Origin of the sequence: Streptomyces sp. NBC_00647, assembly GCF_045207245.1 — a bacterium.
Classification (GTDB): domain Bacteria; phylum Actinomycetota; class Actinomycetes; order Streptomycetales; family Streptomycetaceae; genus Streptomyces.
The window spans coordinates 9,569,051-9,581,223 of the sequence record NZ_CP109040.1; the positions used below are offsets into that span (position 1 = coordinate 9,569,051).

General features: G+C 70.2%; 12 protein-coding genes. 6 read left to right on the forward strand and 6 right to left on the reverse strand.

Annotated features, from left to right (window positions below; all coding sequences use genetic code 11):
* Positions 1-40: 40 nt before the first annotated feature.
* The gene (locus OG788_RS42120; protein ID WP_406376180.1) at positions 41-637 is read right to left on the reverse strand and encodes a TetR family transcriptional regulator; all 597 of its coding nucleotides are present in this window, start codon (positions 635-637) and stop codon (positions 41-43) included.
* 231 nt (positions 638-868) lie between these two features.
* Between OG788_RS42120 and OG788_RS42125 the strand changes: the two genes are divergently transcribed.
* Positions 869-1,486: an ATP-binding protein gene (locus OG788_RS42125; protein WP_351550472.1), complete on the forward strand. Its 618-nt coding sequence runs from the start codon at positions 869-871 to the stop codon at positions 1,484-1,486.
* A 123-nt stretch (positions 1,487-1,609) separates the two neighbouring features.
* Here the strand turns inward: OG788_RS42125 and OG788_RS42130 are convergent, their stop codons facing one another.
* Together OG788_RS42130 and OG788_RS42135 are read right to left on the reverse strand one after the other, a co-directional pair.
* Complete coding sequence (locus OG788_RS42130; RefSeq protein WP_406376181.1) at positions 1,610-2,425, reverse strand: alpha/beta fold hydrolase; 816 nt, start codon at positions 2,423-2,425, stop codon at positions 1,610-1,612.
* A gap of 81 nt (positions 2,426-2,506) precedes the next feature.
* Positions 2,507-3,481, reverse strand: a complete 975-nt coding sequence (locus OG788_RS42135) for an MHYT domain-containing protein (protein WP_406376182.1) — start codon at positions 3,479-3,481, stop codon at positions 2,507-2,509.
* A gap of 319 nt (positions 3,482-3,800) precedes the next feature.
* On the opposite strand from OG788_RS42135, the gene msrA reads away from it, so the two are divergent.
* Positions 3,801-4,313: a peptide-methionine (S)-S-oxide reductase MsrA gene (gene msrA / locus OG788_RS42140; protein WP_351550480.1), complete on the forward strand. Its 513-nt coding sequence runs from the start codon at positions 3,801-3,803 to the stop codon at positions 4,311-4,313.
* Between the two features lie 430 nt (positions 4,314-4,743).
* Here the strand turns inward: msrA and OG788_RS42145 are convergent, their stop codons facing one another.
* Both OG788_RS42145 and OG788_RS42150 read right to left on the reverse strand, forming a co-directional pair.
* Complete coding sequence (locus tag OG788_RS42145) at positions 4,744-5,220, reverse strand: SRPBCC family protein (protein WP_406376183.1); 477 nt, start codon at positions 5,218-5,220, stop codon at positions 4,744-4,746.
* Positions 5,221-5,278: 58 nt separating this feature from the next.
* Entirely contained in the window at positions 5,279-6,292 is a 1,014-nt protein-coding gene (locus OG788_RS42150) for an aldo/keto reductase (protein WP_406376184.1), read from the reverse strand.
* A gap of 155 nt (positions 6,293-6,447) precedes the next feature.
* Here OG788_RS42150 and OG788_RS42155 point away from each other — a divergent pair, with 155 nt between their 5' ends.
* Positions 6,448-7,347, forward strand: coding sequence for a LysR substrate-binding domain-containing protein (locus OG788_RS42155; protein WP_406376185.1), 900 nt, complete (start codon positions 6,448-6,450; stop codon positions 7,345-7,347).
* Between the two features lie 64 nt (positions 7,348-7,411).
* On the opposite strand, the gene OG788_RS42160 is transcribed toward OG788_RS42155, so the two are convergent.
* The gene (locus OG788_RS42160; RefSeq protein WP_351550492.1) at positions 7,412-7,777 is read right to left on the reverse strand and encodes a nuclear transport factor 2 family protein; all 366 of its coding nucleotides are present in this window, start codon (positions 7,775-7,777) and stop codon (positions 7,412-7,414) included.
* Positions 7,778-8,223: 446 nt separating this feature from the next.
* Between OG788_RS42160 and OG788_RS42165 the strand changes: the two genes are divergently transcribed.
* The 3 genes from OG788_RS42165 (at position 8,224) to OG788_RS42175 (ending at position 11,876) form a co-directional block, all read left to right on the forward strand.
* Positions 8,224-8,535, forward strand: coding sequence for a WhiB family transcriptional regulator (locus OG788_RS42165; protein ID WP_351550495.1), 312 nt, complete (start codon positions 8,224-8,226; stop codon positions 8,533-8,535).
* Between the two features lie 398 nt (positions 8,536-8,933).
* The gene (locus OG788_RS42170; RefSeq protein ID WP_406376186.1) at positions 8,934-11,303 is read left to right on the forward strand and encodes an FGLLP motif-containing membrane protein; all 2,370 of its coding nucleotides are present in this window, start codon (positions 8,934-8,936) and stop codon (positions 11,301-11,303) included.
* Between the two features lie 117 nt (positions 11,304-11,420).
* Complete coding sequence (locus OG788_RS42175; protein WP_406376187.1) at positions 11,421-11,876, forward strand: hypothetical protein; 456 nt, start codon at positions 11,421-11,423, stop codon at positions 11,874-11,876.
* Positions 11,877-12,173: the final 297 nt, after the last annotated feature.

The following is a 12,173-nucleotide window of genomic DNA, read 5'->3' on the forward strand; positions in this document are numbered from 1 at the left end:
GAACGGCGCGTCCGCCGGTCGGGGCTCGGGCCGACAGGTCTCAGAAGACGTGCCAGCCGGGTTCGAGGCGGTCGAGGAGGGCGTGGAACGCCGCGTCCGCCCGGCCCCGGTCGTCGACGGCCAGCGAAGCGATCAGCAGCCCGAAGGTCGCGTCGACCAGCACGCTGGCCTCCGTCCGGGCCCGGTCCTCGGTCATGCCGAGGCCGCGGAAGGCGGAGGTGAGCAGGGCCGTCCACTCGGTCAGCACGTCCCGCATGACGGGCCCGTACCGGTCGGGGTGGCGAAGGCCGACCGTCATGATCTCGAGGTAGAGGGGAAGCGTGGCGCGCAGGCCGGGAGCGCTGAACTGCTCCCAGGTCTCCTCCATGAAGCGGCGGAGTCCCGCCGGGTCCCGGACGGAACCGGCGGGTCCGAGCAGGCTGCGGGCGCGCAGGAGAGGTCGTCGCTCGTCGAGGGCGAGCGCCTCGGCGACCATGCGTTCCTTGCTCCCGAAGTAGTACAGGAGCATGCGGTCGCTGGTGCCCAAGGCCCGGGCGAGAGGGCGCAGGGAGAGGTCTGCCAAGCCGTGGCGCACCATGTAGGCGCGAACCCGGTCGATGAGGTCGCGTCGTTTGGCCTGGTCGGGCGGCCGTGGCATGAGGCTCCCCGCTGCGTTGCGTGCGGCTCCGTGACACCGAACACATTCCATATGCCCGGTTGGGTACCATCAGAAAGTATTTTTACCGTAGCGAGTGCTACATGTATTTTTGTTATCGTGACGAGCGCCACGTAAACACGTGACCTGGCACATGCCTGGACCAGTCTTCGACGGGTTCTGTTTTCGCCCCGGCAGCCGTGGTCGCCAGCAGTGCAGAAGGGACTGATTCCCATGGCCCCCGGGGCCATCGACCTCCCGGCGATACCTCGCCGTGGGCGTTTCGCACGGTTCTGCCGCCGGCCTGAGGGGTCGGAGCGCAAGACTGCCGAGAACCGGGCGGAGGAGGACCGATCCGGTCCGGCCGCGCCCACCTCGTGGCTCGCCCGGCACCAGGCTCTGTGGTCGCGTGCGCTGGAACCCATCAGGCCGTTCGACGCGCCGCGCGCCCGTGTCACCGCCTGGGACACCTCCTGGCCCCTGACCCGGGAACTGACCTCGGCGCGCCGGGCCCGCCGTCTGGTGACCGCGCAACTGGCCGACTGGGATCTGGACGGTCTGGCCGACACCGCGGAACTACTGGTCAGCGAACTGGTCACCAACGCGCTGCGTCACACACGCGGCCCTCTGCGGCTCAACCTGTGCGCGCGTGGCTCCCGCCTGCGCTGCGAGGTCGAGGACACGGATCCCGCCGGCCCCGTACGCCGGGAGGTCGACGCCGACGCGGAGGGCGGGCGCGGTACCGAGCTGCTCGATCTGCTCGCCGAAGCCTGGGGCAGCACGCGGATGCCCACCGGCAAGACCATGTGGTTCGAGATCCCGCTGCAGACACCGTCGCCCTTCCTGCTGTGACCGGCCCGCCCGGCGGTTCACCGGTGCCGTAGCCTCGGAGTGAAGATCACTTCTCGAGAGGGCCGCCTGAAGGGCCTCGCCGTCGCCGGCGCCGTACCGAGCCGACACCGGCCGGACGTGCGATCAGGTACGGGTGGCCACTTGGCTGGTGAGGAAGTCCAGCAGCGCGGCATTGAAGAGGCCGGGCTGTTCGGCGCCCGGGAGATGGCCGGCACCGTCGACGACGGTCAGGATCGCGTGCGGGACGAGGGCATGGATCATCTCGGCGTCGGCGACCGGTGTGTAGGCGTCGTCGGCGCCCACGACGATCAGCACGGGGGACTGTACGGCGGCGAGGGTGTCCCGGTAGTCGGGTCGTTCGGCCCGGCCACGCAGGGCCGCCGCGGCGCCGCGGGGGTCGGTGGCGCGCATCATGCGCAGCACGCGAGCGGCGACGTCCGGCATCGCGGTCACGTTGTAGGCGGCGAGCATCTTGTCGATGACCTCGTCCGCGTAGCCGTCCATGCCTTCCGCCAGGAGGCGGTCGGCGAGCCGGTTGCGGAACGCCTTGCCCTCGTCCGTCTCGGCCGGTGCGGAGGTGTCCGAGAGGACGAGGGCGTGTACGCGACGGGCGTGGCGGCGCTGCACTTCCATGGCGATCTGGCCGCCCATCGAGACGCCGCCGACCACGGCCCGCTCGATGTCCAGGTGGTCCAGGAGTCCGACGAGGTCGTCGGCGAAGTCCTCGAGATGGACGGGACCGTCATCCACCCCGCTGTCGCCGTAGCCGCGCAGGTCCGGGGTGACGACACGGTGTCCGGCCGCGACGAGCGCCTCGACCTGCGGGGCCCACAGGGTCCGGTTGAAGGGATGCCCGTGGATCAGCATGACCGGCAGCCCGGCAGGCGAACCGGTGTCGTCGTAGTGGAGCGTGGTGCCGCGCAAGGCTATGGAGGTCATGCCCGGCACCCTAGTCTCAAGATCGTCCCGAGGGCAGAGGACTGTGGCGCTCCGCCACGATGAGGAGCCGAACGCGGTGACCTACTCGGTGCTCTGCCGGGAGCTGTGGGCCTCGCCGGTGCCTCTGTCGCCGTAGTGGGACACGTGCTCCTCATCAGCGGCGAGCCACGGAGCGGGAGCGGGAGCCGGAGGCCGGCTGTCGGCGTGCCAGGCAGAGGACGTGAAGGACGAAGAGCTCTCGATGCCCGGCACCGACACGGGAATCCGGGTCCCGCTCGCCGCTGTCGCGGAGCGTCGCTCGGGGGACCGGTTCCAATTGCTCTCCCCGAGGATCAGGACCGGGTCGAACATGACGATGGCCGCGGCGAGGATGAGGAAGATGGTCGGGCCCAGGAGCATGGGCAGCAGGAGCGAGGCGCCGGACTGGCCGCTGGTCGCCTGCTGCGCCCCGGCGTGGAGATGGACGCTCACTGCGGCCATGCCGGTGTAGTGCATGCCCGTGACCGCGAGGCCCATGACGAGGCTGGCGCCGAGGGAGCGAAGGAAGCCCTGCACGGAGACGGCTGCCCACAGCGCGGCCGTCGCCGCGACCAGGGCGATGACCAGAGACATGGCCACGGTGAACACGTTGTACTCGAGGTCTCCGTTGAGCCGCATCGCGAACATGCCGAGATAGTGCATCATCGCGACGCCGACACCGGTGATGCCGCCGGCCACGGTCAGGGAGTTCCGCGTGGCACCGCGGTGCCCGACGATGAACACGCCCGCGGAGACCACGACGATCGCCACGACCAGGCTGAGCACGGTCAGAGGGACGTCGTAGGTTATGGACGTCTGCTCCACGGAGAAGCCGGTCATGGCGATGAAGTGCATGGTCCAGATGCCACAGCCGAGAGCGGTGGCTCCCAGGGCGAGCCAGCCCAGCCTCCAGCCGGGCTCGTGGTGCACCGTGCGCACCACGCAGCGCAGCCCCAGCGCCGAGCCCACGCATGCCATCACGTAGGCGGCCACCGGGGTGACCAGTCCGTAGCTGAAGCCGTCGATCGTGCCGTTCATCCGCTCCCTATCCATTTTCTGCTGACATAGCAGGGACATTGAGCCCTTTTCCTGGTAGCGATAGCAAATTCTCACGGCATTGGTGATTGAAACTTGCACAATTTTTATCGGTGCCGTGCGGGACCGTCGGCCCGGCCGGCGACCGGCCTCTGCCCCTTCCAGCGACTCAGGGCCGGCCCGGGAATTTCGACGGGTGTCTTCGGCCTTGTGCAGATCGGTGCCGCGTCGCCGCGAGGGCGGGGGAGACGGACCGCTCGGAGCACGTGCGGCGGTGGCGCCTGTGCGAGTCTGGCGAAGACAAAGAAGAAGGGTGCGTGCGATGAGCCGGAACGAGGAGAAGGCGCTGCTGGCGGGCGGCTGCTTCTGGGGCGTGCAGGATCTGATCAGGACCTTCCCGGGCGTGCTGGACACGCGGGTCGGATACAGCGGTGGCGATGTGGACCACGCGACGTATCGCAACCACGGCACGCACGCCGAGGCGATCGAGATCACGTTCGATCCCGCGAAGACGGACTACCGGACGATCCTGGAGTACTTCTTCCAGATCCATGACCCGTCGACGAAGAACCGGCAGGGCAACGACATCGGTCTCAGCTACCGCTCCGCCATCTTCTACGTCGACGACGAGCAGAAGCGTGTCGCCGAGGAGACCATCGCCGACGTGGACGCCTCCGGACTGTGGCCGGGGAAGGTCGTGACCGAGGTCGCGCCGGCCGGTCCGTTCTGGGAGGCGGAGCCCGAGCACCAGGACTACCTGCAGCGCTACCCGGACGGCTACACCTGCCACTTCGTCCGTCCGAACTGGCGGCTGCCGAGGCGCGCGGAATCCTGATCCGGGGCTGATCGCCGCGCCCGCGAATTCCGCGGGCGCGGGGCGTTCATCCGGATCGATGGGCGGGCCGCTCAGCTGCGCCCCGGTCCTGCGGGTGCAGCTCGGGGAACTGCTCGGCGGCCCACCGGTACAGTCCCGGCCGGTGGCGGCCGTCGGTCGTGGGTCGGCAGCAGGCCGTCAGCGCCCGGCGGGCCGCGCGGTCATCGTCGCGGCCGCCAACGCCGCCGCGGCCAGGACCGCGGCGCACCTGGATACGGTGGCGACAGCGTCGGCCGGCCGCGAGGAACTGGCCGTGGCCGCGGCGACGACCGGCCCGACGAACCTGGTCGCCCACGCGCTGTGCCGCGGGACGGAGGCCCTGCACCAGTACCTGACGCGGCGGGGCGTGGGACGCCGTCACGCGGATCGAGACGGCGCCGGTACTGCGCACCTACAAGGCGGCGGCGACACTGCGCTGACCGCTGTCGCCCTGGCGGCGCGCGGACCCGGCGGACGCGCTGAGGGTTTCGCTCAGCGCGGTCAGGCCCTGCGTGTAGATGCCGTCGAACAGGGCGACGGCGTCGCGGTCGCTGATGCCGTCGGGGGTGAAGGAGCCGGACCATTCCACCCGGGCCGTGTCCTCGCGCGGCGTCTCGTGCACCGTGAGTGTGGAGCGGTAGCCGGTGACGGGGAACGGCGCCCGGAGGATCGAGTAGCTGTACGTGCGGGCGTCGTTGTCGAAGGTCTCGAGCCGTTCGACGATGACCTCGCCTTCCTCGTTCTCCAGGCGGCGCAGGCGTCCGCCCTCGCTCAGTTCGCTGGTGGGGATGTAGGGGAGCCAGTCGGGCAGCGAGTCGAAGCCGCCGATGAGCTGCCAGACGCGGTCGGGTGACGCGGCGATGTCGATGGACGCGCTGGTCGTGGCCACGGGATTCTCCTGGGGGTGTGGGGGTGTGGGGGTGTGGGGGTGTGCGGGGTGGGAGGGGTCAGGCGGCGGCGGGAACGGGAGCGTCCTGCGCTATCAGTCGTTCCTCGCGCAGGTCGGTCCAGAACGCGGCCGGGATCTTCTCACCGAGAGCGGTGACGTCCTCGGCGATACGACTGGGCCGGGTGGCGCCGGGGATCGCGGCGGCCGTCGCCGGATGGGCGAGGGAGAACTGCAGCGCGGCCGACTTGATGCCGACTCCGTGCCGCTCGGCGAGCGCCTTGATCCGCTCCACCTTGGCGATGATGTGCGTGGGCGCCTTCTGGTACTCGAAGTGCGTACCTCCGGCGAGGATGCCCGAGCTGTACGGGCCGCCGACCACGATGTCGACGTCCTGGGCCGCGGCGGCCGGCAGCAGGCGCTGCAGGGCGCGGTCGTGGTCGAGAAGGGTGTAGCGCCCCGCGAGGAGGAAGGCGTCGGGCTTCGGCTCGTCCAGGTCAAGGGTGAGCTCCAGGGGTTCCACACGGTTCACGCCGAGGCCCCAGGCCTTGATGACCCCTTCCTCGCGCAGCTTCTGCAGGACGCGGAAGGCACCGGTGCGGGCGCTCTCGTAGGCGGCCAGCCACTCGTCCCCGTAGAAGTCCTGCGCGACATCGTGCACCCACACGATGTCGAGGCGGTCCGTCCGAAGACGCTTGAGACTGTCCTCGATGGAGCGCAGGGTGGCATCGGCGGTGTAGTCGTTGACCATCTTGTTCGGGCGGCCGTGTTCGAAGAGGCCGCCCTTCTCGCCGAGGTCGCGGGCGGCCGGGTCCTCCATCTCGTCGAGGATGACGCGACCGACCTTCGTGCTGAGGACGAACTCCTCGCGCGGGTGCTGTGCCAGTACGTCGCCGAGCCGGATCTCGGAGAGCCCGGCGCCGTAGAAGGGCGCGGTGTCGAAGTAGCGGATGCCCTGGTCCCAGGCCGCCTCGACGGTGGCCGCGGCCTCCTCCTCGGGGATGGCACGGAACATGTTGCCGAGCGGTGCGGTGCCGAAGCCGAGCGCGCCGGGCAGGAGGGGCTTGATGCTCATGGAGGGGTCCTCACAAGGGTGGTTCGGAGCAATGGCGGTTCGGACGGATAGCTCCTGAATGTGCGATCCGTCGGCCTTGCGTGTTCGAGGCTAGGATCCCTACATGAGACTGTCCAAGACTTGCTTGGACACAGTTGAGTCCTCCGAGGTCCTACATGCTTGACCTGCGACAACTCCGCTATTTCGTCGCCGTCGCCGAGGCCGAACACGTCGGCCGCGCCGCCGAGCGGCTGCACATCTCCCAGTCACCCCTCAGCCGGCAGATCGCCCAGCTCGAGAAGAACCTGGGCCTCACCCTCTTCGAGCGCAGCCAGCAACGCATCCGGCTGACCTCCGACGGCAGGGTCTTCCTGACCGAGGCACAGGCGCTGCTGCGCCATGCCGACCGGTTGGAGAACCTCGGCCGGCGGCTCGGCCGCGGGGAGGAGGGCGGCCTGTGCATCGGATACGTGGCCGACGCCATGCATACCGGCGTGCTGCCCTCGGCCCTGCGCACCCTGCGCGACCAGCGCCCGGGTATCCATGTCGCGCTGTACGACCAGGAGTCGTCCGAGCAGTTCGAGGGACTGCGCCAGCGCAGCCTGGACATCGCGCTGGTGCGCACGCCGCCGCCCGAGGACGACCCGGATCTGAACGCGGCGCCGTTGCTGCGGGATCCGCTGCTGCTCGCGCTGCCCGAGCGGCATCCCCTCGCCCGGCGCGAGGAGGTGACACCCGACGATCTCGACGGGCAGCCGTGGATCGCGGTGGGCGACGCCCGGGACCCGGCGTGGCGCGACACGTTCGTCGCCTCGTGCGTCGCCTCCGGCTTCACGCCGGACATCCGTCTCGACGCGGCCGACCCGCTCACCGCGCTGGGCCTGGTCGCCTCCGGCCTGGGCCTCGCCCTCATCCAGAAAAGCATGGTGCGCGGCACGTCCGACGGCGTCGCCGTCCGTGAACTGCCCTGGTACGAGGGGTCCGTTCAGCTGTGGGCGTCCTGGCACCGCATCGATCTGCGGCCCGTGGTGGCCGCCTTCCGCGAGACGGTGCTCGCGGACCGGGCCGTCGCATGAGGCGAGGGGCCTTCGCACAGGTCCGGACCGCTCCACCGGCCGGCACCGGTGCCGGCCGATGGCCTCAGCGGTAGTCGTTCTCCTTGAGTTCGATCACCCACGCGCGTCGCTCGCAGATCTTCCCGTCGCGCATCCGGAACACCTCGGCCATCGACATGCGCATCACCTCCCCGGTGTCGCGCTTCACCGTTCCGCCGAGCTCGGCCATGACCACGTCGTCCTCCTCGACCATGCGCACGACCTCCAGCTGCGGGGGCGGTACGAAGCCGGGGCCCTCGATGGCGGCGTCGTAGGCCTCCTTGCCGGTCAGACGGAAGCCGCCGAAGACGGTCCACTCGATGTCATCGGTCAGACAACTCAGGATCTGTGCGTGATCGTTCTTGCGGAAGCCGTCCAGATAGGTCTCGACGGTCTGCTTGTTCCGGGACATGACTCCTGCTTTCCGGTGGCCTCGACTGCGCGACTCCTCGGACGCTATCCGCCGCTGCCGCCGGTGGACGTGGAAGCGCCGCACGAGGAAGGGTGAAAGGCAGCCGCCGGCGCCGAGGATGTCGCTTCATGGGCGCTCGGGCGTGATCAATCAGACCTCCGCGACCACAACTCCGCCCAGAGCGACGGACAGGACACGGACAGGAACCGCGACCAGGGCCCGGCGGACCGACAAACCCGCCAAGTCGGCCTTTGGGCCGCACCGCAAGGCGTTCCGGACCTCCATAGCGCTGCGGGGCGCAGGAGGCAAGCGGCGCTCACTCGAAGGTGTGGTGACGTACGGCAGATAGAGTGACGGTCCTCAAAAGGCGTAGTGTCATATGCCTGTTGCCCAGGGCAGAGGGGTAACTCGCAGGCGGGGGCCAGGGGAGAGGACGGCATCACGAGATGACGAGCACCGACTGGAGCGACCGGGGACTGTGCCGAACGGCCGACCCTGACGACCTGTTCGTCGAGGGCGCCGCACAGAACCGGGCCAAAATGCTGTGCAGTGGCTGCCCCGTACTCACCGAATGCCTCGCCTATGCGCTGGACCAGCGCATCGAGCACGGCGTGTGGGGAGGCATGACCGAGCGCGAACGGCGGGCCCTGCTGCGCCGTCGGCCGACCGTCACCTCCTGGCGGAGTCTCCTGGAAACGGCCCGGGTGGAACACGAGCGCACCCACGACGCCCCGGCCGTCGCCCAGAGGGCGAGTTGACGAAGGCGCGCATGCGCATCGACGCGGCGAGTGAGGGGACGGCGCTCGGACCGTCCCCCGCGCGGAGACAGTGACCGACCCCGTGTTCTGAACCACGGCCGGTCCGGGTGATCTCGCGCGCCGTCCGAACCGCGCGGGCCCATCGCGGCGAGCCGCTGACCCCGCCCGCCCCGGTGACGCCGAGACGCTCGGGGAACCTCCCGTGCGGCCGGGGGCGCGGAGCCCCTGCGGGGTGACTCGAGGCGTGCGCCAGTGGCGCGTGACCCTCCCATGTACCGCATCACGCCCTCGTACGCCCCCAAGTGCGGAAACGAGGGAGCGTGCTGGTTCGTCCGACTTGTTGAGCCCAGGGGGACACGGCCGGGCAGGGCCGTGCGGGCGGGCGAGGGGGGACGGCCATGAGGCATGCCGGTCGGGTGAGGTACCGCGGGGTGTGGGACGCGGTCGCCACGGTGTCGGTGCTCGTCGGAACGGCGGTGATGCCGACGGTGGTCGGTCCGAGCGGTGGGGCGCGGGCGGTCGCCGATGTCCCGGCGCGTCATGGGCCGGTACGGACGCCGGCACAGGCAACTCCCTTCGGGACGAGCCCCGTTCCGCAGCCGACGGACACCGAGACGGAAGACACCCCCTCGCCGCAGCCCCCCGACCCCTCCTTGTCGCCGCCCTTCGTCAAGGTGAAACGGGGTGAGACCTTCACGGTGACCGGCACGGATTTCGCCTGCTCCGCGGAAGGCGATACGGCGGCGGGCCCGCTGACGTTCTCCGTGGAGGGTCAGGCCCCTGTGGATCTGTCGGTCGACGACACCGGAACCTTCGAGCAACCGGTCGTGGTGCCGGAAGACGCCACTCCGGGGGTGTACGGGACGACGGCACGGTGCGCGGACGTCGAAGGGCCCACCGCCCAGGCCGAATTCGAGGTCGTCGAGCCGGTCCGACCCCGGCCCCGACCGGAGATCACGCTGTCACCCGGCTCCGGGACCCCGTCGAGTCCGTTGACGATCGACGGCACGGACTTCGTATGCGACGAAGGATCCGGAGTCGACCTCCTCTGGGACGGGAAGTTTGTCGCGGCAGGGACGCCGGACGAGAACGGGTCGCTCAACAGCTCGATCACCGTCCCTTCCACCGCAGAGGAGGGGCGGCACGAAGTGACCGCGGCGTGCGGGAGTCCGGCGGAGACGCGGGACACGGACACCTTCGCCGTGGAACCCCGGGAGGTCGTCGTCACCCCGTCCGGAGTGCCCCACGACGTCACCATCCACATCACCGACCACCCGGTCGCGTGCACGCGGGGTCACATCGTCATCGGCGGTCACCGTCTGGACACCTGGCTGGACAGGGACTCGTTCGAGGGCAACGTCCGGCCGGGACACTGGGAGTTCATCGATCTCCACGCGCACCTGCCGGACGACCTGAAGGGCCGCCTCGGTGTGGAACTGACCTGCGCGGGGCGGTCTCGGGAGAGGGCGGGTGAAATCACCCTGCCGACGTCCGAGGAGCTGACGTTCTTCGCTCTCCCCCTGGGATCCACCGGTCATCACGAGGGGGACAGCGGAGCGATCACACCCCCGCCCACGGACGGTGCCGGTTCGCCCGGTCCGTCACCCAGTGCCTCCACGTCACGGGGCCACCCGACGGGTGGTGCTTCGCACTCGAGCGGCGCTTCCGGCAAGCCGCACCCCAGCGAGCCCGAAGGCCCCGACGATCCCGCAAAGGGCCACGACCAACCGGACGCGGGGCTCGTCGGGTCGCTGCACACCCCGGCCGACGTCTCATGGAGGCTGAAGGACGTGGCCGGGTCGGCCGCGATGGCCGCGTGGTTCCTCGTGCTCGTTCTCCTCCTGGAGCGGGCCTTTCCCTCCCAGTTGGCGGACAACGCGCTGACCCGCTGGTGGCGCCGCCTTCGGGAGCGACGGGCGAGGCGGACCGGGCGGTCTTGGCGGATCAGCACGCCCGGGTGGGTCACGATGTGCGGATTCGCCCTGCTGGGCGGCTCTCTGGCCGTTTGGGCCGACGCCGGAACAGGGTGGAGCGGCTCGACCGCGATCAAGATCGTCGGGGCCGCCGCGGGGATGCTCATCATCCTGGTGGCCTACGAGAAGACCAAGGACTCTCTGCTCCACCCGGCGCGGGGCCCGATCACCTCACAGCTGAAGGTCATTCCCGCCGGACTGCTGCTGGCCGTAGCGATGACGGCGATGTCCCGGTTCCTCGAGTTCCCGGTCCCCTACGTCTATGGCCTGGTCGCCGTGTATATCGCTGCCGGGGTGCGGCCTTCCGGCGGTGGCACGCGGCCCGGCGGCACGGAGAGGGGGCAAGCGGTCCTGATCGGCGGGATCTGCGTGCTGGCGGCCGCGGTCCTCGTCTGGGTGCTGGGCGCACCGTTGATCGCCTCCGCCCGGACGGAGCACGCGGCTCCCGGCAGCCTGCCCTACGTCGCCGCCTATGCCGTCGGGTTGGCTGCCGTCGCCGGCATCGAGGTGGTGGTCTTCGGCCTGCTCCCGTTGTCGGGGATGGACGGACGCCACTTGAAGGAGTGGAACAAGGCCGCCTGGTACGCGCTCTACCTGACAGGCCTGTTCTTCTTCTTCCACGTCCTGCTGTCGACTCTCCACCCCGGCGTGGGCAGCGATCTCGTGGCCGACGCGGACCTGCGTTGGTGCACCGTGGTGGTGGCCACCGGGCTGTTCCTGCTCGCGTGGGTGCTGTCCCTCGTCCTCCGGTGGCACGTGGCCCGCGTGGAGCGGCAGCCCGCGCCCGCCGGCTGACCACGACGGCTGGCCGGCCTCGCACCGCCCGGCCGTTCCGCGCGCCGACCACCCTTCGACCTCAAGTCGTGAGAATTCGCGTACCGCCGAGGATGGCGGGCGTCTAACCTGTGGGCCATGCAGCGGTTCCGAAGGCGCGACCGGCGTCCAGCCCGTCGTGGGGGAGTGGGGTCCGCGGAGCGCCGGTCTGCGGACGTGGAGCTGGCGGGGGCCGATGTCCTGCTCGTCGGCTACTTCTCCGCGAAGGAGCGGAATTTCGTCGGCATCATGGATGCGGCGGCCGCGGAACTGACAGCGCGCGGTGCTCGGATCGTCGGGCGGACCGTGCAACGGCGTGGCGTCTCGGGCGGCGGGGTCGAGAAGATGGCCTTGCCGTATTCCTCTCGCACCCTGCTGAGCTCCGGAAAGGTCCGCGAACTGGCGGCGGTCCGCGCAGCGACCGATGCCGACGCCGTGGTCTTCGTCGCCCCTCTGACGGAGCACCAACGGCATGTGCTGACGGAGACACTGGGCCGCCCCGCCGTTTCCCTCTTCGAGGTTCGCCGTCGTGCGGAGGGACTTCCGGCACGGTGAGCAGGGCTTGTGGAAGAGTCCGCCGTCCGGGTCGTCCGACAGTGGTCCGGAGGGTATTGCGGGAACCCGGGCGTGTGGCTGCGCAAAGACACCAAGGGCCGGGAGCGCGGGAGTCGGTGCCCGGCCTCGTCGGAGCTCTCGACACCGCCGGGAGCACCGCGGCGCCGTTCAGGCGCCGCAGTGTCTCCTCCAGCGGCCGGGCCCCCCGAAGGCGTCCGGGGTGGGGCGGGATGACGGAGGCCGGCTTCCGGAGGAGCCCGGCGGGCCCTCACGACGAACCCCGACGGGCGTTCATCA